Below are 23,900 nucleotides of genomic sequence, written 5' to 3' on the forward strand. Positions count from 1 at the left end.
GCGTGTTGTTCGCATCTGTTCCAACTGTTAGAACGCTCTCTCAGGGCTTCGCCATGTCACTTCGTCTTCCTATGCTTCGTTGCAACCGGTTCACCGCCGGCACGCTGACGCGCGGCCTGATCGCGGCGGCCTTGATCGCAGGCATGGCCTGGGGCGGGGCGGTTCTGGCTGCCAACCAGAGCGTCCAGGGCGCCAAGAAAGCGGACGACGTTGGCTTCGATGGCGATGCCCCGACGGCGATCCTGATCGAGGCCTCCTCAGGCAGCGTTCTGTTCGAGAAGAACGCCGACGAGCTGCGCGCTCCGTCGAGCATGATGAAGCTGATGACCGCGGAGGTCGTCTTCAATGCGATCAAGAAGGGCGACATCAAGCTGACGGACGAGTACCGGATCAGCGAGAATGCCTGGCGCCGAGGCGGTGCGCCCTCGGGCGGTTCGACCATGTTCGCCGCCATCAACAGCAAGGTCTCGGTCAACGATCTCCTGCATGGCGCGATCATCCAGAGCGGCAATGACGCCTGCATCGCGCTCGCCGAAGCCATGGCGGGCAATGAGCGGATTTTCGCGGCCGACTTCATGACCAAGCGTGCGCGAGAACTCGGTCTCACCAGATCGACTTTCGCCAACTCCAATGGCCTGCCCGACCCCCGCAACAAGATGACTGTCCGCGAGCTCGCCATGCTCGCCCGGCACATCATTCTCGACTTCCCCGAATTCTACAAACTGTTCGGCGAGAAGGAGTTCACCTGGAACAAGATACGACAGCAGAACCGCAATCCGCTGCTCAATTCGATGGAAGGCGCCGACGGCCTGAAGACCGGCTACACCAAGGAGGGCGGCTACGGCATGGTCGGTTCGGCCGTCCAGAACGGCACGCGCCTGATCGTCGTCGTCAACGGGCTCGACGATTCCGACGACCGCGCCAGCGAAGCGAAGAAGATGCTGGAATGGGGCTTCCGCAATTTCGAGACGCGCACGCTGTTCGCGGCCGAGCAGCCGGTCGGCTACGCCAAGGTGTTCGGCGGCGAGAGCCGCTCCGTCAAGCTGGTAGCCAAGACGCCGGTGAAGGTGATGGTTCACAAGAACGGCAGCGACAAGCTGATTGCGCGCATCGTCTATAGCGGTCCGGTGCGTGCGCCAATCGAGCCCGGGCAGCGGGTCGGCGTGGTCAAGGTCTGGCGCAGCGGCAACGTCGCCGTGGAGACGCCGGTCTATGCGGCCGAGGCGATCGGCACCGGTTCGACCATGCGCCGCGCGATCGACGGCGCCAGCGAGCTCGTGATCGGCATGTTCCGCGCAGGCGCCGAGAAGCTCTGACCATGGCTGAGGGCTCGCTACAGCGGCCGTCCGGACGTGGACGCTTCATCACCTTTGAAGGCGGCGAGGGCACGGGCAAGTCGACCCAGATCAAGAAGCTCGCAGACCGCCTCAAGGCGGCAAAGCTGCGCATCCGGGTGACGCGCGAGCCGGGGGGCTCGCCGGGCGCCGAGATCATGCGTCATCTGGTCCTGTCGGGCATGGGCAAGCTGCTCGGCCCGGAAGCGGAGACGCTGCTGTTTGCCGCTGCCCGGGACGATCACGTCCGCACCGTGATCCAGCCGGCGCTCAGCCAGGGCGTCTGGGTGCTGTGCGACCGCTTCGCCGACTCGACCCGGGCCTATCAGGGCAGCCTTGGCCGCGTGCCCGATGGCCTGATCAACGCCATGCAGCGGGTCACCATTGGCGACCTCAAGCCGGACCTCACCATCGTGCTCGATTTGCCGGTCGAGATCGGCCTGCAACGCGCCGCCGCGCGCCGCGGCAGCGGCACGCCCGACAGGTTCGAGGCCGAGAAGCTCAGCTTCCACCAGGGCCTGCGCGAGGCCTATCGCAAGATCGCAGCCGAGGATCCCGCGCGTTGCGTGCTGATCGACGCCAATTCGGACCCTGACACGGTCGCCGCGCGGGTCTGGACCGCGCTGCGCGAGCGTCTGCTTCCCACGCCGGCGTCAGTGGTGTCGGCATGAGCCCACGTCAGGCCGAGCGCGAAACCGCAGTTACGCATCCGCGCGAGACGTCGCTGTTGTTCGGCCATCGCGAGGCCGAGGCCGCGCTGCTGAGCGCCTATCGCAGCGGGCGCATTCCTCATGCCTGGCTGATCGGCGGCCCGCAAGGGATCGGCAAGGCAACGCTGGCCTATCGCATGGCCCGCTTCGTGCTCGCTCATTCGCAGCCGCTGGCGCCCGCCGTGCAGCGCGCCGAAGATCTTGCGATCGATCCTGACGATGCCGTGGCGCGGCAGGTGGCGGCCGGCTCGCACGGCGGCCTGCTGACATTGGAGCGTACAGCCAACGACCGCGGTGTGATGCGCACCGTGATCACCGTGGACGAGACGCGGGAGACGATTGCGTTTTTTGGCTCGACCGCTGCGGCCGAAGGTTGGCGTGTCTGCATCGTCGACACCGTCGATGAACTCAATCCCAACGCGGCCAACGCGCTTCTGAAGATTCTCGAGGAGCCGCCGCAGCGATCGCTGTTCCTTCTGGTGAGCCATGCGCCGGCTCGCGTGCTCGCCACGATCCAGTCACGGTGTCGCAAGCTGCGGCTGCGGCCGCTCGCGACGGATGATGTGATCGGAGCGGCTTCTTCAGTCGCCAACATCGATCCGAGCGATGCCGCGCTGCGCGAGGCGGCGGAAGCATCCGAGGGCAGTGTGGCGCGCGCCTTGGCGCTGCTCGGCGGTGATGCGCTCAAGCTCCAGCAGCGCACCGCGGCCCTGCTGGCCCGCCTGCCGCAGGTCGACCCGCGCGAATTGCACACGCTCGGCGATTCGCTCGGCACCAGCGACCGCGTCGCGCTCGCCGCCTTCGTTGACGGCATCGATCGCTGGATCGCGGAGCGCCTGCATGCGGACGACGTCAATGCCAACCAGAACCTGCCGCGCCTTGCGCGCTTAGCTGAGGTATGGGAAAAGATCGTCCGCGCCGCGCGCGACACCGAAACCTACAATCTGGAGCGCAAGCCCTTGGTTTTCTCGGTGTTCGGCTGGCTGGCGGACGCAACGCGCTAGAGCATGATCCGAAAAGGTGCGCAGCGGCTTTCCGAGGGGATCATGCGCAAATCAACAATCGAACTCAGGTTCGTTTCCAGATTTCGAGAAGCCGGCAAAGGAATTCGTGGTGGCAACGCGAGCTAGGAAAACCGTCAAGAGCAAGAGCGGCAAGAAGGCTGCGAAAAAAGCCGTCAAGAAAGCCACGAAGAAGGCCGTGAGGGGGCGCACGCGCAAGACTGCGAAGAGTGCCAAGAAGGCAGCCAAGTCGAAGACGGCTCACGCCAAGAAAAGCGCTGCCAGGACGGCAAGGAAGGCCGGCAAGAAGGCTGCTAGGAAGCAGCTGGCTGCCAAGAAGACGGTGAAGAGGGCGGCCAAGAAAGCAGCTGGAGCTCCGGCGAAGAAAGTGGCCAGGACGGTGAGGGGCACTGCGCCTGCAGTGATCGTCAAGCCAGCTTCCGCCGTTACGCCGCCGAAGGCAGCGAAGCCGAAGATCTCGACTCCGAAGGTGCCGCGTGCGCCGAAGCCCGCAGCGCCCGTTGCCAACCCCTCGCGCGACAACGTGTTCTACGTCACGACAGCTATCGCCTATCCCAACGGCAGCCCGCATATCGGCCATGCCTATGAGGCGATCGCGACCGACGTGCTGGCGCGCTTTGCCCGGCTCGACGGCAAGGACGTGTTCTTCCTGACCGGCACCGACGAGCACGGTCAGAAGATGGTGCAGACGGCGGCCGGCGAAGGCATGTCCGCCGCCGCGCTTGCGACCCGCAATGCCGGCCGTTTCAGGGAGATGGACGAACGCCTGAACGTGTCGTTCGACCGGTTCATCCGCACCACGGAGGAGCAGCATCACCGCTCCAGCCAGGAGATCTGGCGGCGCATGGAGGCGAACGGCGACATCTATGCCGACACATATGCCGGCTGGTACTCGGTGCGCGACGAGGCCTATTACGCTGAGGACGAGACGCGCCTGAACGATGATGGCGTCAGGCTTGGACCGCAGGGCACGCCTGTCGAATGGGTCGAGGAGAAGAGCTATTTCTTCCGTCTGTCCGCATACGAGGACAAGCTGCTGAAGCTCTATGCCGATCACCCTGATTTCATCGGTCCGGACTCCCGGAAGAACGAGGTGGTGAGCTTCGTCAAGAGCGGTCTTCGCGACCTCTCGATCTCGCGCACCACCTTCGACTGGGGTGTGAAAGTGCCTGGCGACGAAGAGCACGTGATGTATGTCTGGGTCGACGCACTGACCAACTACATCACGGGCGTCGGCTTCCCCGACGAGCAGGATGCGAACTGGCGCTATTGGCCGGCCGATGTGCACATCATCGGCAAGGACATCATCCGTTTTCACGCCGTGTATTGGCCGGCGTTTCTGATGTCGGCCGGGATTCCGCTGCCGAAGCGGGTCTATGCCCACGGCTTCCTGTTCAACAGGGGCGAGAAGATGTCGAAATCGGTCGGCAATGTCGTCGATCCCTTCAACCTCGCCGAGCAGTACGGCGTCGACCAGCTGCGCTACTTCTTCCTGCGCGAGGTGCCGTTCGGGCAGGACGGCAATTACAACCACGAGGCCATCGTCGCGCGGATCAATGCCGATCTTGCCAACGACCTCGGCAATCTCGCGCAACGCTCGTTGTCGATGATCGCCAAGCAGCTCGGCGGCGTGCTGCCGGAGCCCGGCGAGTTCAGCGACAATGACAAGGCAATCCTTGCGATGGCCGACGGCATGGTTGCCACGTCACGCGAAGCCATGGCGACGCAGCAGATCCATCAATGGCTGAACGCCGTGTGGGCCGTGGTCGCAGAAGCCAACCGCTACTTTGCGGGAGAGGCGCCGTGGGCGCTCGCGAAGACTGATCCCGTCAGGCAGAGGACGGTGCTTTATGTCACCGCCGAGGTCGTGCGGCAGATCGCGATCCTGGCCCAGCCGGCGATGCCGACGGCCTCGGGATTGCTGCTCGACAGCCTCGGCATCCCCGCAGACGAACGCAATTTCGCGATGCTCGGTGGCGCCAAGCGGATCGCGCCCGGCTCGATCTTGCCGGCACCGACGCCGGCATTCCCGCGCTACGTCGAGCCGGCGGCCTAGAGGCGTTCGCGCAATGTTGGTCGACAGCCACTGCCATCTGGATTTTCCGGACTTTGCGGAAGATCTCGACGGGATCGTGTCGCGGGCGCGAGCTGCCGGCATCGTGCGCATGGTCACGATCTCGACGCGGGTGCGGCGGCTGAAGGACCTACTCGCGATCGCCGACCGTTACGACGACGTATATTGCTCAGTCGGCACCCATCCGCACAACGCGGACGAGGAAGACGGCATCGCGCCGGACGAGCTTGTTGCATTGACGGAGCACCCCAAGGTCGTCGCGCTCGGCGAGTCCGGGCTCGACTATTTCTACGATAACGGCTCGCCGGAGGCGCAGGCGAGGGGCTTTCGCACCCACATCGCCGCCGCTCGTGCCACCGGCCTGCCGCTGGTGATCCACACCCGCGAGGCCGACGAGGACTGCGCACGCATCCTGGAAGAGGAAACAGCAAAGGGATCGTTTCGCGCCGTGCTGCATTGTTACACCGGCGGGCGAGAGCTGGCGCTGAAGGCGGTGTCGCTCGGGCTCTATGTTGGCTTCACCGGCATCCTGACGTTCAAGAAATCGGAGGCCTTGCGCACGCTCGCGGCCGAATTGCCGTCCGATCGCATCCTGGTCGAAACGGATTCGCCCTATCTCGCACCGGGTAAATTTCGGGGCAAACGCAACGAGCCCGCTTACGTGGTCGAGGTCGCAAAGGTGTTGGCAGAGACTCGCGGAGTCTCGCTCGACGAGATCTCGCGCCAGACGACCGAAAACTTCTTCCGTCTGTTCTCGAAGGTGAAAGCTTGAGACTGGGAGCTACATGACGCTGACGTTGACGATCCTGGGCTGCGGCTCCTCCGCCGGCGTTCCCCGCCCGGCGCTCGGCTGGGGCGCCTGCGATCCCAACAATCCCAAGAACCGCCGTCGTCGCTGTTCGCTGCTGGTCGAACGGATCTCCGAGCATGGCACGACACGCATCCTGATCGACACCTCGCCCGACCTGCGCGAGCAATTGCTCTCGACCAATGTCGACCACATCGACGCGGTGTTCCTGACGCACGAGCATGCCGATCAGACCCACGGCATGGACGATCTTCGCTCCGTCGTCATGCACATGCGCCGGCGTATCCCGACCTATTTCAACCAGTCGACGGCCAAAGACATCCTGTCCCGGTTTTCCTATTGCTTCATTTCGCCAGAGGGCAGCGATTATCCGCCGATCCTGACCCGGCACTCGATTGAAGCTGGCGAAAGCCAGACCATCCTGGGGAAGGGCGGGGCGGTGACGATGACCGCCTTCCTGGTGCAGCACGGCAACATTCCCGCGCTCGGCTACCGCATCGGCGATGCCGCCTACACGCCTGATCTCAACGACATCCCGCGCGAGAGCTGGGGTGCACTGGAAAATCTCGATCTCTGGATCGTCGATGGTCTGCGCTATACCAGCCATGTCAGCCATTTCAGCATCAACGACGCGCTGTCGTGGATCGAACGGTTCAAGCCAAAGCGCGCAGTCATCACCAACATGACGGCCGATGTCGATTACGAGGTCATCAGGCAGTCGCTGCCGGCCGGCGTGGTGCCAGCCTATGACGGGCTGCGGCTGGAGACGCATTGAACCTGAGGTAGAAATTCCGGCACATGCCGGCACACTCCTTGCTTGCACAGGCCGCATCATGTTGATCTAACAGGCGTTGGGTGGGGCGATATTCAGACACGATCCGGCGTGGTCGATTGAATCGCTTCGTGTGAGGATGGGGATTGCGTTGGCAGGAGACGATGTAGGAGCTCGAGGACCGGTGCGCCGCGCTCTGGACCTGCTTTATCTCGGCGCGGGCTACGCCGCGGGCGTCTTCCTGGTCGCAATCTTCGCAATCATGATGGCCATGTCCGTCGGGCGCCAGTTCGCGATCAACATTCCCGCCGGCGATGATTTCGCGTCTTGGTGCATGGCGGCGATGGCTTTCCTCGGTCTCGCGCACACATTCAAGCGCGGGGAGATGATCCGGGTGGGACTCTTGCTGGAACGCCTGCACGGGCGGACCAAGCAGATCGCGGAGATCTTGGCGCTCGGGATTGCCACCGCCTTCATTCTCTATTTCACGCGCTATGCCGTGCAGATGACTTACGACTCCTGGCGCTTCAACGATGTGGCCCAGGGCGTCATCGCACTTCCGCTCTGGATTCCGCAGCTCGGCTTTGCCGGCGGCCTCGCGATCCTGTCGATCGCGCTCATCGATGAATTGGTCAATGTCGCCGGCGGCAATCGCCCGAGCTACGAGAAGGGCTCGCCGGACGAGACGCCGGACGAATTCATCGAGCGCATCTCGCAGGGCGGCGGAGGTTGACCATGGCCAATCTCGGCATGATCGAGCTGGCGTTCGTCCTGCTCGGCGTAATGATTCTGCTGCTGGGAAGCGGCGTGTGGATCGCAGTCTCGCTCGGCCTCGTCGGCTTCGTAGCGATGGCGCTGACGACCAGCTTGCCGCTCGGCGCCGTGCTCGCCACCACAACTTGGAGCGCCAGCTCCTCGTGGACGCTGGCCGCGCTGCCGCTGTTCATCTGGATGGGCGAGATCCTCTTCCGCACCAAACTGTCGGAAGAAATGTTCCGGGGACTGTCGCCCTGGGTTCAGTGGCTGCCCGGGCGGCTCACGCATGTCAACGTGATCGGCTGCGGCATCTTCGCGGCAGTGTCGGGCTCGTCCGCCGCGACCTGCGCGACCATCGGCAAGATTGCGCTGCCCGAGCTCGACAAGCGCGGCTACGACAAGAGCCTCAGCCTCGGATCGCTCGCAGGCGCCGGCACGCTCGGCCTGCTGATTCCGCCCTCGATCCCGATGGTGGTTTACGCGGTCACCGCGAATGTTTCGGTGCTTCAGGTGTTCCTCGGCGGATTCCTGCCGGGCGTCCTCGTGATGGTGCTCTATTCCGGCTACATCATCATCTGGTCGCTGCTCAATCCCAACAAGGTCCCGCCGCGCGATCCGCCGATGCCGTTCCGACAGAAATTGCGAGAGTCGGCCAAGCTCGCACCCTGCTTGCTCCTGATCCTGGCCGTCTTTCTTTCACTCGTGTTGGGCTTCGCCACGGCCACGGAATGCGCGGCATGGGGCGTCACGGGCGCGTTGCTGCTGGCATGGTGGAGCGGCACGCTCACGCGCAAGAATTTCCTCGAGAGCATCATGAGCGCGACGCGCCTCACCTGCATGATCATGCTGATCCTGGCAGGCGCGGCCTACACCACGGCTGCGATGGCCTATACGGGCATTCCGGCCGCGCTCGCCACCTGGGTGCAGGGCCAGCAGCTCACGCCGAGCATGCTCGCACTGTATCTGAGCATCATGTACATCATCCTGGGCTGCCTGATCGACGGCATATCGATGATCGTTCTGACTGCCGTCATCGTGCTGCCAATGGTCAGGCAGGCCGGGCTCGATCTGGTCTGGTTTGGCGTTTATCTCATCATTCACGTCGAGATGGCGCAAATCACACCGCCGGTTGGCTTCAATCTTTTCGTGCTCCAGAACATGAGCGGTCGTGATACGTTCACTGTAGCGCGGGCGACATTCCCGTTCTTCGTGCTATTGCTGGCTGCCGTATTCATCATCACGGAGTATCCGCAGATCGTGATGTTCTTGCCCAAGCTTGCTTTCCCAGACTGATATAGCCGTTTCCGATTGACTGTGAGGAGAAGCCTGATGATGTCTCGTTTAGTTCGCGCATCCTTGATCGCTGGCGCGATGCTGGCTGCAACCCCCGCTTTGGCTCAGACCAAATGGAATCTGCCGGCAGCGTATCCTGCCGACAATCCGCACTCCGAAAACCTGGTGGCCTTCGCCAAGGATGTCGAAGCCGCCACTTCCGGCAAGCTCCAGATCACGGTTCATCCCGGCGCCTCCCTGTTCAAAGCACCCGACATCAAGCGTGCGGTGGTAACCGGGCAGGCGCAGATGGGCGAAGTGCTGTTGTCGATCCACGAGAACGAGGACCCGCTGTTCGGCGTCGACGTCGTACCGTTTCTCGCGACCAGCTTCCCCGACGCGATGAAGCTGTATCAGGCGTCCAAGCCCGCGATCGCCAAGAAGCTCGACGCGCAGGGTCTCAAACTGCTGTTCGTCGTGCCATGGGCGCCCCAGGGCGTCTACGTCAACAAGCCGCTCGCGGCGATCGAAGACATGAAGGGCTTGAAGTGGCGTGCCTACAATGTCGGGACTGCGCGTATCGGCGAATTGGTGGGCGCCCAGTCGGTCACGATCCAGGCGGCCGAGCTGCCGCAGGCGCTGGCGACCGGCGTCGTGAACTCCTTCATGTCCTCGGGGGGCACCGGCTACGACGTGAAGGCCTGGGAGTCGCTCAAGTATTTCTATGACGTGCAGGCCTGGATTCCCAAAGACTACACGTTCGTCAACAAGGCCGCATTCGAGGCACTCGACAAGGCGACCCAGGAGGCCATTCTCAAGGCCGCTGCGACCGCGGAAACCCGCGGCTGGAAGGCCTGGCAGGACAAGAGCACCTGGTACCTCGATCAACTCAAGGCGAAAGGCATGACCGTCGAGCCGCCGAGCCCGGCGCTCAAGTCCGGCTTCCAGAAGATTGGTGAGCAGCTCACGGCCGACTGGCTCAAGAAGGCCGGGGCCGACGGCCAGGCTATCGTCGACGCCTACAAGAAGATGTGAGACCGATGCAGCCTTCCGCTCTCCGCTTTCCGGCGCGGGGGCGGAAGGCCATCCGGCAGTTGAATCAGCTCGAAATCGCCTGCGCCGAGCCAACCTCGTTGCGCAGCAGGAATTTCTGGATCTTGCCGGTCGAGGTCTTGGGGATCGACCCGAACACGACGGCCTTCGGGGTCTTGAAGCCCGACATGTGGCTGCGACAGAACGCAATGATGTCAGCCTCGGTCGCGTGTGCACCGTCCTTCAATTCGACGAAGGCGCAGGGCACTTCGCCCCATTTCGGATCGGGCTTTGCGACCACGGCTGCAAACAAGACGGCCGGGTGCTTGTAGAGGATGTCCTCGACCTCGACGGAGGAGATGTTCTCGCCGCCGGAAATGATGATGTCCTTGGAACGGTCCTTGATGATCACGTAGCCGTGCTCGTCGAGCACGCCGAGGTCGCCGGTGTGAAACCAGCCGCCTTCGAAGGCTTCCTTGGTCGCTTTCTCGTTCTTGAGATAGCCCTTCATAACGATGTTCCCGCGGAACATGACCTCGCCGATGGTCTCGCCATCGCGCGGGACTTCCTGCATGGTCTGCGGATTGATCACGGTGACGCTTTCCTGGAGCGGGTAGGGCACGCCCTGCCGGCGCTTCATGCGGGCGCGTTCGGCAGGCGCAAGCTCGTCCCAGCCGGGCTGCTCGGCGCAGACGGAGGCGGGACCGTAAACCTCGGTCAGACCGTAGACATGCGTCAGCTTGATGCCGATGCTTTCGGCGCCTTCGAGCACGGCGACCGGTGGCGCTGCGCCTGCGATCAGGCCCACCAGGCGGCGGACAGCATTTCCTTTCGGCGCATCGGGCGCGTTGATCAGCGTGTTGTAGACAATCGGCGCGCCGCACATGTGGGTGACGCCGTGCTGCTTGATCAGCTCGAAGATCTTGGTCGGCTCGACCTTGCGCAGGCAGACATTGACGCCGGCGGCGGCCGCGATCGTCCAGGGAAAGCACCAGCCGTTGCAATGGAACATCGGCAGCGTCCAGAGATAGACCGGATGCTGACCGAGATTGCCGGCAAGGATGTTGCTGACGGCGTTGAGATAGGCGCCGCGATGGTGGGTGACGACGCCCTTGGGATTGCCCGTCGTGCCCGAGGTGTAACCGAGCGCGATGGCGTCCCATTCGTCCCGCGGCGGGATCGCTGTGAAGTTCGGATCCCCTTGCACGACCGCCGCCTCATATTCGATCTCGCCAATGCGCTTGCCGCCTTTGAACGCGGCGTCGTCGACGTCGACCACCAGCGGTTTCGGACCGCTCATCTGAGCCAGTGCGTCGCTGATGACGCCCGAAAACTCGGGATCGACCAGAATGATCTTGGCGCCGCCATGGTCGAGCTGAAACGCGATCGAGGGTGCATCGAGGCGTATGTTCAATGCGTTGAGCACGGCGCCCGTCATGGGAACGGCGAAGTGCGCCTCGTTCATCGCCGGGATGTTCGGCAGCATGGCCGCGACTGTGTCGCCAACGCCGATGCCCTTGCTCGAGAGCCAGGACGCGAAACGCTTGCAGCGATCGGCGGTCTGCGCCCAGGTGAAGCTGCGTCCCTCGTAGACCGTGCTGACATGATCGGGATAGACGGCGGCACTGCGCGCGAGAAAGCTCAGCGGGCTTAACGGCACGTAGTTGGCCGGAGTCTTGTCGAGCCCGACATTGTACGGGTTCTGCCGCTCACTCATCGACTCACTCCTTAAATGGCGTCAAAGGAATCCAATCGAGATCCAGGGGAAGATCGCGACGATGATCAATCCCACCAGCAGCGCCAGCAGGTAGCCCCAGATCGGCCGGATACCTTCGGCCGGATCGACGCGTCCGATGGCGCAGGCGGCATAATAGCCGACGCCGAAGGGCGGGGCGAATAGTCCGATACCCATGGCCAGAATAATGATCATCGCATAGTGCACCTCGTGCACGCCGACGGCGCGGGCGATCGGAAACAGCAGCGGCCCGAACAGCACGATGGCCGGAATGCCCTCAAGCACGCTGCCGAGAATGGTGAAAGCCAGGATCGAGACGGCGATGAAGGTCGCGGCGCCTCCGGGCAATCCCGTCATGGCGGATGCCAGCGAGCGCGAGAAGCCGGATTGGGTCAGACCCCAGGCCATGCCCGTCGCTGTGCCGATGATCAGGAGGATTGCGCCGGAGAGCGATGCGGTCTCCACCAGCATCGGAAATATCCGCCGCCAGTCGAAGCGGCGGTAGACGAGGAGGCCAACGAGGGCGCCATACACGATGCCGATGGTGGAGACTTCGGTTGCGGTCGCGATACCCTCGACCACGGCGTAGCGGATCACGAAGGGCAGCGCGAGCGCGGGCAGGGCGACGATGAAGGTCCTGCCGATCTCGGATGCCGTGGCGCGGCGGACATGGCTCATGTCCTCGTGGCGATAGCGCCACCAAACCAGCATGCACAGCGTGATCGCAAGCACGACACCGGGCAACAGGCCGCCGGTGAAGAGGGCGGCGATGGAGACGCCCGTCACGGAGCCGATCGTGATCAGCACCAGACTCGGCGGAATGGTCTCGGTTTGGGCGCCCGTGGCCGCAAGAAGCGCGACGAGATCGCCCGGCTTGGCGCCACGCTCTTTCATCTCCGGGAACAGGACGGGCGCCACCGCCGCCATGTCGGCGGCCTTGGCGCCTGATATGCCGGAGACCAGGTACATCGCGCCGACCAGCACATAATGCAGGCCGCCCCTGATATGGCCGAGCAGGCTTGCCAGGAACGCTACCATGGCCCTGGCCATGCCGGTCATCTCGATCAGAACGCCCAGGAAGACGAACAGCGGCACCGAAAGCAGGATCAGGTGACTCATGCCTTCGTCCATTCGCCCGACCAGCACCATGACGGGCGTGCGCGTGGTCAGCGCCAGATAACCGAAGATCGCGAGGCCAAAGCCGAATGCAATGGGAACGCCGGCAAAGACGCAGAAGCCGGCGACGGCGACGAAGAAGATGACGAGGTTGAGATTGCCGAGCGGCCGCAGGAGCGGCTCCGAAAGCCAGAACAGGCCGATCACGGCGGCGACGGTGACGAGCGATGCAGCGACCATCCGGTAATCGGCGGAACGCAGCAGGCGCAACAAGGCGAAGGCCGCCATCAGGCCGATGCCGACCGGCAGCGCCGCAGCTCGCCACATGTTGGAGATCTGCAGCGCCGGCGTCGTAATGTAGCTCTCCTCATAGGCATAGTCGCAGGCCGGCCAGACGATCAGCAATAGAAACGCCAGCGCCGCCGAGGTCGCGACCAGATCGAGATACGCCCGCATCGCCGGCCTGGCGCTGGCGACGATCGCCGTCATGCGCATGTGCTCGGAGCGACGGAATGCGACCGCCGCGCCGAGCATCGCGAGCCACAGGAAGAGAATCGAAGCGAGCTCGTCGGACCAGATCAGCGGCCGCTGAAAGCCGTAGCGCGCGACCACGCCGGCAAACAGGATCACGATCTCGGCGACGACCAGGATCGCCGCCGGGATTTCGACGACGAGACCGAGCATGCGCTCGGCCGAAGCCAGCAACGAAGGTCGGCGAGGGGATTGAGACGCCGCCTCACCCGCCAGTTCGGTCATTTCGATCCCGACATGAGCCATGACGGCCGCAACGCGTTACGACAGCTTGCCGACGGCCTTTTCCAGGAGGCCCCAGGCCTGGTCGCCATACTTCCCCTTCCACTCGGCATAGAAGCCGGCGGTGCGCAACTTGTCCCGGAATGGCGCGACGGCGGGCTGGTTGAAGGTCAGGCCCTTGCCCGCGAGCTCCTGCTGGAGGCTGGCGTTGAGCTTGGCGGTGTCCTCACGCTCCTTGACGGCAGCGGCATTGATGTTCTTGGCGACGACTGTGCGCACATCCTGCGGCAGCCTTTCCCAGGCCCTGCGGTTGGCCAGGAACCAGAAGCCGTCCCACATGTGGTTGGTCAGCGAGCAGTACTTCTGCACCTCGTAGAGCTTTGCGGTCGAGATGATCGCCAGCGGGTTCTCCTGGCCCTCGACGATCTTGGTCTGGAGCGCGGAATAGACCTCGCTGAAATTGATCGAGGCGGGCGCCGCGTCGAACGCCTTGAACATCGAGGTCCACAGCGGCGACACCGGGACGCGGATCTTGAAACCCTTGAGGTCATCAGGGCCGGTGATCGGCTTGGTCGAGGACGTGGTCTGGCGGAAGCCGTTGTCCCAGATCTTGTCCATGACCTCGAGGCCGGCCTTCTTGATCTCGCCGCGCACGTGGGCACCAAGATCGCCGTCCATGGCCTTCCAGACCGTGTCGTAGTCCGGGAACGCGAAGCCGATGCCGTTGATCGACGCGGCCGGAACCAGGGTCGACAGGATCAGGCCGGACAGCGTGAAGAACTCGACGCCGCCGGAGCGGATCTGGCTCAGCATGTCGGTGTCGGAACCAAGCTGGTTGTTCGGGAAGATCTGGAGGTCGAACTTGCCGTTGGTCTCGCTCTTGATCGCTGCCGCCATTTCCCTGGCGCGGACGTTGAGCGGATGTGTGTCAGGCAGGTTGTTGGCGTATTTGTAGGTGAACTCGGCGCTCTGCGCGCGGGCCACATGCGGTGCACCGATGCCGCCCAGGACCGCGGTCGCGGCGGAGGCCTTGAGAAGCGTGCGTCGGGAAAAGCTCATGGGTCTGCTTCCTTGGGAAGTGTGTTGTTGTTGTTGTTGTGAGATGCAAACCTATACGGACGGTCAGCCTGAAGGTCATCAGCGATCTCGCGGGCCCCGCTTATTGCAGCCGGACGAAGTCACGGCAACATCGGCTTTCGGCGCACCGGTCCAATCTCCAAACCTGAAAAACAACCCCATGCACAGTAGCTGTCAAGGATCTGACGCGATCGTCGATGCGTGGAGGCGAAACGGTGCCGAGCGAAGGTAGCGCGGCAACATTTCGATCTAAGTGTTGTCGTTTCGCGTTCGATCTGAGTCTCGGGTCGAGAAAAACCAATAGTTTCAGCCCACAGATGTTGGCTCCTTCAGAGTCTATTCAGGTTCCATCAGAGTCATTTGGTCGGAATTCGGGTTCCATCGGAGTCATTTTGACCCCAGCGGGTTCAAGGGGTGGCCGGGAGTTGAGGGCAGGGACCTCAAAGAGCGGATCTCACCTGTTCAGGCATCTCAGGACCAGGAAAGACGTCCCGGAAGGAGGGTGAGGCGGAGCGGCTCGCGCGTCTAATCGACTTTTACGGACAAAAATGGATAATTAATCGAATTTTACGGACGTTTGGCTTGCGAAGGCAGACTTAATCGAATAATACGGCGACAGCTGATCGAGCTTTACGGACAAAGCCGGGCCGTTAATCCAATTTTACGGACAAGGCTGAGGCTTAATCGACTTATACGGACCGAGACTGCAGATGGTGTCGTTCGGGGAAATCCAGATCACGACCGGCGACGACGAAACGGCAAACCGGCAGATCCGCCGCCGGGCCGAGGCCGGAGAACTGAGGCAGATCACCGAGCGCGTCTACACGTCGAACCTTCACGACGACCTGGCAGCCGTCGTGAAACGCAACGTCTGGTACATCCTTCCTCACCTCTTCCCGAACACCGTCATAACGTCGCGGACGGGCGCAAAGGTCAGCGTGTACCAGCCGGAGAAGAACGGAAGATCGTACGTGTTCCTGACTGGCCCGTATGCGACGCGCAACGTCGAGCTTCCCGGAATGGAGGTGAGACTAATCCGTGGACCGTCGGCGTTGCCCGGCGACACGCCAATGACAACGGCAAGCTTTTATGTCCCTTCGCGGGCGCGCGCGCTCCTCGAAAATCTTATGCCATCTCGCGCGCGTGGCGGCATCCAGCGAAATCTCCGGGACGACGAATTCGAAGAGTACCTCGTCACGCTCCTCGATTCCGGCGGCACCGAAAATTTCAACGAGATCCGCGATCAGGCGCGCGCCTTGGCGCCCCAACTCGAAGCCGAGGAAGAATTCAAGAAGCTCGACCGTCTCATGGGAGCACTCCTTGGGACGCAGAAGACTCGCTTCGCCAGTCAGGCTGCCAAAGTGCGTGCATCTGGAGCAGACAAGGCCTGCGTCGAGCGCCTGCAAGCCTTGTTCTCGCACTTGAAGTCCCTGACTTTTCAGAACCTGCCTGCATCGAGTGACGGCGCAGTCCGTCAGTCGACCGCCTTCATCGAAGCCTACTTCTCCAATTTCATCGAGGGCACCGAATTCACTCCCAAGGAGGCGCAGCGGATCGTCTTCAGCGGTCAGGCGCCGGTCAATCGCCCCGCCGACGGTCACGACATCCTTGCAACCTACCGTCTTCTGACCGATGAGCGCGCTTTGAAGGCGAAGCCCTCAAACTACGAGGAATTCGAGAACGTGCTGCGCGCGCGCCATGTATTGCTAATGGAGGCGCGCCCGGAGAAGCAGCCTGGCAAGTTCAAGACCACGATGAATAGCGTCGGCGGAATCCAAATGGTCGCGCCGGACCTTGTCATCGGCACCTTCAAATTCGGTTACGACCTGCTTCAAGGCCTGAGCGAACCATTTGCTCGCGGGTTATTCCTCCACTGTCTCATTGCCGAGGTGCATCCTTTCGACGACGGCAACGGTCGCATGTCGCGTCTCCATTTCACGTCGGAACTGCTGCAGGCCGATCAGGCCCACGTCATTATCCCGACGGTCTTCCGGGACGACTACATCGGAGGCATGTGGTCGCTGACGCGGCGTGGCGATCCGGCGCCGATCACGAGGGCATGTATTCGAGCCCAGGAGACAACGGCCGCGATTCAGGTGCCAACCGTAGACGATGCGATCATCGCATGGGCCAAGACGAACGCCTTCATGAAGCCCAACGCAAACGCCCGATTGGAGGTCTACAATCCGGCCACTGAAATCGATTGGCGCGGCGAGATGCCAGCACCCGTCAGCTACTGGGAAGCGGAAGAAAATCCGGAAACGATCCTTTCGCCGGCCTCTCTTAGCCGGTGAACGTGGAACCTGGCTGATTGCATTCGACGCCTTCCTGGCCACGCGCCACCCGGAGAATTCCAGTTTGCTTTCCGTCACACGCAACGCACCTGCAAACAGACGCGTCGGAAACCTTGCAGAAGATCGGCCGTGCGTTCGGATTTCAGGCTTCGTCCCGACAAAAAGTGTCGCCCCTGGGTTATCGAGAAAGAAGATAAACCTTCGGTTCCGAAGCTGTGAGTAGCTGCCGTCGGCGATGTTGACGGAATTCACGCGGTCGCGCTCGGCGCTTGCAGCGTGAGACCAACTAGAGCCAAGGATATCTTGGCCTGCAGCGAGACGACCGCCGATCTCTCCAAGTCGTCACGGCCAGATACGGCAGTCTGGACCGCCTCGCTCCACGTGATGATCTCAAAGTTAGGAGCAGACCTGGGCGCCGTAGATGCGTGGCAGTTGTGCTGACGAGCGTCATCGTGAGTGCCTGCAACTGGCTCAAACTGGCCCAATGATGGACTGGACCGAGAGCTCAGGTGTTTCAAATGGTTAGAAGGCATTGTGTGCACAACGTGTGCACCGGGAGATCAAGAAAAATCCATCGGAGGCAAGCGCAAGGTAGTCGTTCGTTGGACCTGCGCGCGGCGTTCGGAAAGCGCTGACGAGGGGAGAGCGGAGGCGGTGCGCAGGCTCGGCAAAGTCTCACGAGCAGGGCTCAGCGTCGGTCAATCCCAAGATGTAAAGTGAGCTGCAGTGAGAAAAACAAAAGGCCAGCGTCGGGGTTCTAGTCGCTCCCCCGCTACCAATCATACGATTTTCTCACCAAACTGCGATTGTATATGATGGGATCGCTTCACGGAGCACAGAAGGCGCGAAATGCGGTCCTCCTGCCTGCGTCGAAGCACGGCCTGACAGGGCGACTCTCCGCCGCTGGCGGTCTACTGCGGGTCGATACCGGCCGCTTTGATGATCATTCCCCATTTGCCGATCTCGGCTTTCAAGAAGCCTTCGAGGGCATCCGGCGTCGCACGCTCGGGCTCGACCGGAGCCATGCTGAGCTCGGCAAAGCGGTTGACCAGTACGGGGTCCCTCAGCGCGCCCTGCAACGCACCAACAAGTCGGTCGAGGACTGGCTTTGGCGTGCCGCGCGGCGCGTACAGGCCGTACCAGGTCGTGACGTTAAATTCTGGAACGCCAGCCTCGGCCGAGGTCGGCACGTCGGGCAAGGTCGCGACACGCGTCTTGCTGGTGATGGCGTAACCCCTGATCGTCTTCGACTGGATGTATGGCGTCGGTCCGGTCGCGGGATCACAATAAACGTCGATATGCCCGGCGATCACATCATTCAGCGCCGGCCCGCCACCCTTGTAGTAGATCGGCGTGAGCTTCGTATCGGTGGCGCTCATGAACATCAGGCCGCAGAGTTGTGAGGCAGAGCCCAGTCCGACATTGCCGAAGGTCATCTTGCCGCCTTCGCTGCGGATGCGTGCGATCATCTCGCTCAAGTCCTTGGCCGGAAAGTTCGGCCGGGCCACCAGGATCATCGGGACGTCGGTGACGAGCCCGATCGGGGCGAAGTCGCCGACGGGGTCGAACGGCAGCTTTGCGTACAGCGCGGGCGCTGTCGCCTGGCCGACATGCATCAGCAGCAGCGTGTAGCCATCAGGAGCGGCTTTGGCGACGCGGTTGGTGCCGAGCGTGCCGCCGGCACCAACGGCATTCTCGATCACAATGGACTGTTTCAGCGCCGCGCTCATTGCGCTGCCGAGAATCCTCGCGATCACGTCTCCGGGACCGCCAGCCGAGAACGGCACGATGATCGTGACCGGGCGTGAGGGATATTCATCCGCGATGGCCGTGCCGCTGGGAGAGAGCAGGAAAAGCAGGATTAGCGATCGTACGAGATACGGCATCGAACACTCCCTGGCGGCATTGTTCTAGTCGTCGGAAGGCGCCGCCTCCTTGGCCGCCGACGATTTTTCGATCATGTCGAGCGCGGCCACCGCAGCCGCATTGATGTGGTCCACGCAGCAGCGCTCGGCGAGGTCCGCATCGCCGGCCTGGATCGCACGCCAGATCGCGGTGACTTCGCGCAGGCTCTTGTTGATGCGCTTCGGCTGCGACATCGATGTGATCCGCAACAGCTGGATGCGGTCGTGCAGCGGCTTGAGCATGCGCTGGATGAACGCATTGCGGCAGCCGCCGATCAGCGCCGCGTAGAATTCGGTCTTGGCTTCGAGGCATCCGATGAGGTCTTGCTTGGCCGCGGCCGCCTTGAGCCGCGTCAGGGCGTCGCCGATCCGGCGGGCCACCTCGGGGTCGTGAAGCCTGGCGCATTCGCGGCCGGCGAAGCCTTCGAGGACGGCGCGCGCTGCGTAGAGCTGCCGGGCTTCTTCGAGGCTGATGGTGGACACCACGGGGCCGCGGTGTGGCACCATATTGACGAGCCCGTCGGCCTCGAGCGCACGCAGCGCTTCGCGGATCGAGGGGCGGCTGACGCCCATCATCTCGCAGAGCTCGCGCTCGACCAGCCGTTGGCCCGGCTTCAGCGTTCCCGACATGATCGCCTCACGCAGCTTCTGCGCCACCATCGCACGGACGGTCGGGACGTCCTCGATGCGGAGTGTCGATTGCAAGTCGCGGCGTCTATCCATGTCCGGGTCCTGTTCGGGAAAACTCAGTACCGGTTTACAGGCAGAATCATCATTTCGGCAATTTGAACGTGGGCGGGCTGGTCAAGCGCGAAGACGATCGACCGGGCGATATCGGCCGGATCGAGCGCCATCCTGAACTGGTCGAAATAGTCCTTTTCCTTCTGCGTATCGCCGCGGTAGCGGGTCAGGATGATGTTGGTGCGGGTCAGGCCGGGCTGGAGCTCGGTGACCCGGATCGCGGTCTCCGCCAGCTCGCCGCGCAGGGTCTCGGTGAACATGTGCACGCCCGCCTTGCTGGCGCTGTAGGCCGCCATGTCGGGCACGATCCGTACCGCGTTGATGGAGCTGATATTGACGATGTGCCCGGCATCGCGCTGAACCATGCCGGGGAGGATCGCGCGCGTGACGCGCATCAGGCCGATCAGATTGGTCTGGATGATGTTGGACCAGTCGTCGGCAGAACCGATGTCGAAGCGCGTCCGGCCGCCGATGTCGTGGCCGGCATTGTTGATGAGGACGCCGACCGGCCTGAAATGATCGGGAATGGCATCGGGCAGGCGATCGACGGCCTTTGCATCGCTGATGTCGAGCTCGATCGGAAACACCTTGTCGCCCCCCGTCGCCGCCACTTCCCGAAGCGCCCTGGCGTCGCGGTCGACCAACACGACGCGGCGGCCGCTGTCGATCAGCGCCTCGGTAATGGCGCGACCCATGCCGCCGGCGGCACCGGTCAGCACGACGGTTTGGCTCGATTGTTCAGTCATCGCGAAACTCCCATTCCGGTGCTCATGCGACCGACCAGCCGCCGTCGATTGGCAGGCTGGCGCCGGTGATGTCGTTTGCGGCGGGGCCGCAGAGAAAGACGACCATGGCCGCAACTGCGCCCATGTCGATGAAGCGGTGCGTCGGCTGGCGTTCGCCGAGATAGTCGCGCGTCACCTCGGCGACGGGACGGCCGCTGGTCTCCGCCATCCCCGCGATCTTGTTCAGGATCGCTGGCGTTGGCAGCGTGCCGGGGCAGAGCATGTTGCAGGTGATGCCGCTGCGCGCCGTTTCGATGGCGACGGCGCGGGTCATGCCTGCGATCGCCGTCTTGGTGGTGACGTAGTCGATGCGGTCCTCGACCGCGCGGCTCGAATAGATCGAGCCCATGTTGATGATCCGGCCCCAGCCACGCTGCTTCATTGCCGGCAGAGCCAGCCGGATCAGGTGGAACGGCGCCGACAGATTGACGGCCAGCGCCTCGTCCCAGCGCTCCGGCGGGAACTGCTCGATCGCAGCGAAATGCCTGACAACCGCGTTGTTGACGAGAATATCGATGGCGCCGCAGCGGTCGAGTAGGTCGGCCATCATGGTGTCGATGGCGTCCCGCCGGGCCAGGTCGGCCGCGGCGGGGATGACCTCGACGCCGAAGCGGGTGCGGAGATCGTCCGCGGCCTGCTTCGGCGCAACGAGATCATGAAGGACAATATTGGCGCCCGCGCCGGCCAGGCCCTCGGCCACGGCGAGGCCAAGGCCTGCCGTCGCACCGGTCACGAGCGCCCAATTGTCCTTCATCGCAGCTGCGCTCCGTTACTTCTTGTCGAGCTCGGCGAAGACTTCCTTCGCGTTCCGGAACGCGTCTACGCCGGCGGGCACGCCGCAATAGATCGCGACCTGCATGAAGACCTCGCGGATCTCCTCGCGGGTTGCGCCGTTGGCGAGCGCGCCGCGGACGTGGGTCTTGAGCTCGTGCGGCCGGTTGAGCGCGCAGAGCATCGCCAGATTGAGGAAGCTGCGGGTCTTCCGCGTCAGGCCTTCGCGGCCCCAGACGTAGCCCCAGCAATACTCCGTGGTGAGGTCCTGCATCGGCCGGTTGAAGTCGTCCGCGGATGCGATCGCCTCATCGACGAACTCGTTGCCGAGCACGCTCTTGCGAATTTCGAGACCGCGGTCGTAGGTCGCCTTGTCCATTCTGTTCTCCGTTTCTCCTTCGGGCGGTATCAGCTCTCAGCTCAGCTCTTACCTTAGCTCTTGGGCCAGAATGGCTTTGCCAGCGCGAGCTCGGGCGGGAACACCGTCACCGGCACGCCGGATTGCCACTGCACGATGGTCATGCCGGCGCCGACGCGGCGGCCCTTCTCGTCGAACTTGATCTCGCCGAGCGGGTAATATTTCGAAGGACCTGCATCCATGGTGCGCAGGGCTTCGCCGACGGCGACGCGGTCCGCCTTGCCGGCTTTCTCCAGCGCGTCCTTGATCACCCACATGTCGCCATAGGTGGAGATCGCGTTCTGCGTCATCCAGGGCTCCTTGTAGCGGGTCTTCAATTCCGCGATCAGCGCCTCGTGGCCTTTGGCGCCCCAGCTCGCAACGCAGGTCAGGACCCCCTGGAGCAGTTCGGGGCTCACGGTCTCCAGCATGTCCGGCTCGGCGATGGCGATGCCGAACGAGATCGTGGGAATCTTGCCTTGACCGAGGCCGAACTCGTTCATCTTTTCGAGCAGGAGTTTTGCGTCCGAGATCACTGTCGGGAGGAAGAAGAGCAGGTCGGGCTTTGCCGAACGGATCTTCTGCACCAGCGATGTCGCATCCGCCAGCGGCGGCGTGAACGTCTCGTCGACTATCAGCTGCAGCTGGTTTTCCGCCAGCAGGCCTTCGCGCATCGATTTCGCCGAGGCGATCGACGCGGCCGTGTTGTCGGTGAGGATCGCGACCGTCTTCGGTCGCTTGCCGGACGCCGTCTCCGCCAGCTTGATGATCTGCGGCAAGGCCTGACGGGCCTGCGATCCTGCCGTGGCCGAGGTCTGGAACACGTATTTGAAGCCGCGATCGGTGATCAGGTCGGAATAGGAGAGGGTGAGGACGGGCAGGTTGGCACGTTCGGTGACCTCGGTCACCGCGAGCGTGAACGACGACAGGTAGGCGCCGCTCGCCGCGACCAGATCGCTCTCCTGCGCGACCATGCGCTGGGCTGCGTTCTTGGCCTTCTCGGTGGAGTCGCCGGAATCGAGCACCACGAGCTTCAGCTTGGCGCCGCCGAGCGCCTTGATGCCGCCTTGCGCGTTGATGTGCTCGACCGCCATCTCGGCGCCATGACGCATCACCGTGCCCGGGCGGGCGTACATGCCGGAGATCGGCACCAGCAGGCCAACCCTCACTTCCGCAGGTTGCTGGGCCCAGGCGCGAGATGCGATCAGCGTGCCGGACGCGCCGGCAAGCAGCGTTCGTCGACTTAGCGTGAATTTACTCATGACAATCCTCCTCCCTGAAAAATTGCGCGATGCTACTTCTTCGGCCAGAACGGCTGTGCCTGCGCGAGTTCGGGCGGATAGACGGTGACCGGAACGCCCGATTGCCATTGCACGATGACGACGCCGGCGCCGATCCTGCGGCCCTTCTCGTCGAACTTGAGCTGGCCGCCCGGATAATATTTCGACGGGCCGGCATCCATGGTGCGGAAGGCCTGCGCGACCGCATTGCGGTCGGCCTTGCCAGCTTTTTCCAAGGCTTCCTTCATCAGCCACATGTCGCCATAGGTCGAGATGACGTTCTGTGTCATCCAGGGCTCCTTGTATTTGGCCTTCAGCTCGGCGATCAGCGCCTCGTGACCCTTCGAGCCCCAGTTGGCGACGATGGTCATGATGCCCTGCACGGTCTCTGGGCTCACGCTCTGGAGCATGTCTGGTTCGGCGATGGTGATGCTGAAGGACACGGTCGGGATCTTGCCCTGGCCGAGGCCGAACTCGCTGATCTTCTCGAGCCCGAGCTTGGCGTCCGACACCGCGTTCGGCATGAACAGCAGCAGGTCGGGCTTGGTCGAACGAACCTTCTGAATCAGCGGCGTCGCATCCGACAGCGGCGGGGTCCAGACCTCCTCGACGACCAGCTGGAGGCCTTCCTGCGCGAACAGTCTTTCCTTCAGCGCCTTCGCGGTGGCAACCGAAGTCGCGGTGTTGTCCATCAGCATCGCGACGGTCTTCGGCTTCTTGCCGGAGGCGTTCTCGGCGAGCTTCATCAGAGTCGGCAGGCCGAGCTCGGACTGGCGGCTTGCGGTCGCGGCGGTCTGGAAGATGTATTTAAAGCCGCGATCGGTCAGAAGGTCCGAATAGGACAGAGTCAGCACCGGCAGCTCGGCGCGCTCGGTCACCTCGGTGACCGCCAACGTGAAGGACGAGAGATAGGAGCCGGTTGCGGCGACCAGATCGGGCTCCTGCGCCACCATGCGCTGCGCCGCGTTCTTGGCCTTCTCGGTGGTGTCGCCGCAGTCGATCACGACCAACTTCAGCTTGGCGCCGCCGAGCGCCTTGATGCCGCCTTGCGCATTGATGTGCTCGATGCCCATCTCGGCGCCCATCTTCATCACCTGGCCGGGGCGGGTGTAGATGCCCGACAACGGCACGATGAGGCCGACCTTGATCTCGGCCGGCGTCTGCGCGTGCGCCACGCCGGCAAGCCCCACGGCGGCAGCGCCGGACAGCACGGTTCGGCGCGTGAGTCCGTTCGATGTCTTTTTCATTGTTTTCTCTCCCTAGTCAT

Annotated in this window: 20 protein-coding genes; 10 read left to right on the forward strand and 10 right to left on the reverse strand. The window is 63.2% G+C overall.

From position 1 onward, the window contains the following. Nucleotides 1-53: 53 nt before the first annotated feature. From K408_RS0105700 to K408_RS0105740, 9 genes are all read left to right on the forward strand, one after another. Nucleotides 54-1,316: a D-alanyl-D-alanine carboxypeptidase family protein gene (locus K408_RS0105700; RefSeq protein ID WP_024341846.1), complete on the forward strand. Its 1,263-nt coding sequence runs from the start codon at nt 54-56 to the stop codon at nt 1,314-1,316. Nucleotides 1,317-1,318: 2 nt separating this feature from the next. Beyond that, the gene (gene tmk / locus K408_RS0105705) at nt 1,319-2,005 is read left to right on the forward strand and encodes a dTMP kinase (protein WP_024341845.1); all 687 of its coding nucleotides are present in this window, start codon (nt 1,319-1,321) and stop codon (nt 2,003-2,005) included. Beyond that, nucleotides 2,002-3,048, forward strand: coding sequence for a DNA polymerase III subunit delta' (locus tag K408_RS0105710; RefSeq protein ID WP_024341844.1), 1,047 nt, complete (start codon nt 2,002-2,004; stop codon nt 3,046-3,048). Before tmk ends, K408_RS0105710 begins: the two co-directional genes overlap by 4 nt. A 109-nt stretch (nt 3,049-3,157) precedes the next feature. Further along, on the forward strand, nt 3,158-5,122 hold the full coding sequence (gene metG, locus K408_RS0105715; RefSeq protein WP_024341843.1) for a methionine--tRNA ligase: 1,965 nt from the start codon (nt 3,158-3,160) through the stop codon (nt 5,120-5,122). Between the two features lie 13 nt (nt 5,123-5,135). Beyond that, complete coding sequence (locus K408_RS0105720) at nt 5,136-5,912, forward strand: TatD family hydrolase (RefSeq protein ID WP_024341842.1); 777 nt, start codon at nt 5,136-5,138, stop codon at nt 5,910-5,912. A gap of 13 nt (nt 5,913-5,925) precedes the next feature. Then, nucleotides 5,926-6,723, forward strand: a complete 798-nt coding sequence (locus tag K408_RS0105725) for an MBL fold metallo-hydrolase (protein WP_024341841.1) — start codon at nt 5,926-5,928, stop codon at nt 6,721-6,723. 136 nt (nt 6,724-6,859) lie between these two features. Beyond that, nucleotides 6,860-7,453 carry a TRAP transporter small permease gene (locus tag K408_RS0105730; protein ID WP_028145809.1) on the forward strand — a complete coding sequence of 198 codons (594 nt, stop codon included), beginning with the start codon at nt 6,860-6,862 and terminating at the stop codon, nt 7,451-7,453. A gap of 2 nt (nt 7,454-7,455) precedes the next feature. After that, nucleotides 7,456-8,769 (forward strand): TRAP transporter large permease, encoded by a 1,314-nt coding sequence (locus tag K408_RS0105735; protein WP_024341839.1) that lies wholly within the window; start codon nt 7,456-7,458, stop codon nt 8,767-8,769. A 36-nt stretch (nt 8,770-8,805) separates the two neighbouring features. Then, nucleotides 8,806-9,783, forward strand: a complete 978-nt coding sequence (locus K408_RS0105740; protein WP_024341838.1) for a TRAP transporter substrate-binding protein — start codon at nt 8,806-8,808, stop codon at nt 9,781-9,783. A 64-nt stretch (nt 9,784-9,847) separates the two neighbouring features. Here K408_RS0105740 and K408_RS0105745 read toward each other — a convergent pair whose 3' ends face one another. Genes K408_RS0105745 through K408_RS0105755 form a run of 3 tightly spaced genes read right to left on the reverse strand, consistent with a single transcriptional unit; the run spans nt 9,848 to nt 14,443 of the window. Beyond that, complete coding sequence (locus tag K408_RS0105745) at nt 9,848-11,497, reverse strand: acyl-CoA synthetase (protein WP_024341837.1); 1,650 nt, start codon at nt 11,495-11,497, stop codon at nt 9,848-9,850. A 21-nt stretch (nt 11,498-11,518) separates the two neighbouring features. Then, entirely contained in the window at nt 11,519-13,408 is a 1,890-nt protein-coding gene (locus K408_RS0105750) for a TRAP transporter large permease (RefSeq protein ID WP_024341836.1), read from the reverse strand. 15 nt (nt 13,409-13,423) lie between these two features. Beyond that, the gene (locus K408_RS0105755; protein ID WP_024341835.1) at nt 13,424-14,443 is read right to left on the reverse strand and encodes a TRAP transporter substrate-binding protein; all 1,020 of its coding nucleotides are present in this window, start codon (nt 14,441-14,443) and stop codon (nt 13,424-13,426) included. A gap of 728 nt (nt 14,444-15,171) precedes the next feature. Here K408_RS0105755 and K408_RS37620 point away from each other — a divergent pair. Then, a complete protein-coding gene (locus tag K408_RS37620; RefSeq protein WP_024341834.1) occupies nt 15,172-16,755 on the forward strand; it encodes a Fic family protein in 1,584 nt (527 codons plus the stop codon). A 911-nt stretch (nt 16,756-17,666) separates the two neighbouring features. Here the strand turns inward: K408_RS37620 and K408_RS0105765 are convergent. Genes K408_RS0105765 through K408_RS0105795 form a run of 7 tightly spaced genes read right to left on the reverse strand, consistent with a single transcriptional unit; the run spans nt 17,667 to nt 23,880 of the window. Continuing rightward, nucleotides 17,667-18,641, reverse strand: a complete 975-nt coding sequence (locus tag K408_RS0105765) for a tripartite tricarboxylate transporter substrate-binding protein (protein ID WP_024341833.1) — start codon at nt 18,639-18,641, stop codon at nt 17,667-17,669. Between the two features lie 24 nt (nt 18,642-18,665). Beyond that, nucleotides 18,666-19,382 carry a GntR family transcriptional regulator gene (locus K408_RS0105770; protein ID WP_024341832.1) on the reverse strand — a complete coding sequence of 239 codons (717 nt, stop codon included), beginning with the start codon at nt 19,380-19,382 and terminating at the stop codon, nt 18,666-18,668. A gap of 23 nt (nt 19,383-19,405) precedes the next feature. Further along, on the reverse strand, nt 19,406-20,146 hold the full coding sequence (locus K408_RS0105775) for an SDR family oxidoreductase (RefSeq protein WP_024341831.1): 741 nt from the start codon (nt 20,144-20,146) through the stop codon (nt 19,406-19,408). A 22-nt stretch (nt 20,147-20,168) separates the two neighbouring features. Further along, nucleotides 20,169-20,939 (reverse strand): SDR family oxidoreductase, encoded by a 771-nt coding sequence (locus tag K408_RS0105780; protein ID WP_024341830.1) that lies wholly within the window; start codon nt 20,937-20,939, stop codon nt 20,169-20,171. 15 nt (nt 20,940-20,954) lie between these two features. Further along, nucleotides 20,955-21,335, reverse strand: a complete 381-nt coding sequence (locus K408_RS0105785) for a carboxymuconolactone decarboxylase family protein (protein WP_024341829.1) — start codon at nt 21,333-21,335, stop codon at nt 20,955-20,957. Between the two features lie 53 nt (nt 21,336-21,388). Next, nucleotides 21,389-22,615: an ABC transporter substrate-binding protein gene (locus K408_RS0105790; RefSeq protein ID WP_024341828.1), complete on the reverse strand. Its 1,227-nt coding sequence runs from the start codon at nt 22,613-22,615 to the stop codon at nt 21,389-21,391. Between the two features lie 32 nt (nt 22,616-22,647). Continuing rightward, the gene (locus tag K408_RS0105795) at nt 22,648-23,880 is read right to left on the reverse strand and encodes an ABC transporter substrate-binding protein (protein ID WP_024341827.1); all 1,233 of its coding nucleotides are present in this window, start codon (nt 23,878-23,880) and stop codon (nt 22,648-22,650) included. Nucleotides 23,881-23,900: the final 20 nt, after the last annotated feature.

This window comes from Bradyrhizobium sp. in8p8, from assembly GCF_000426845.1.
Lineage (GTDB): Bacteria > Pseudomonadota > Alphaproteobacteria > Rhizobiales > Xanthobacteraceae > Bradyrhizobium > Bradyrhizobium japonicum_C.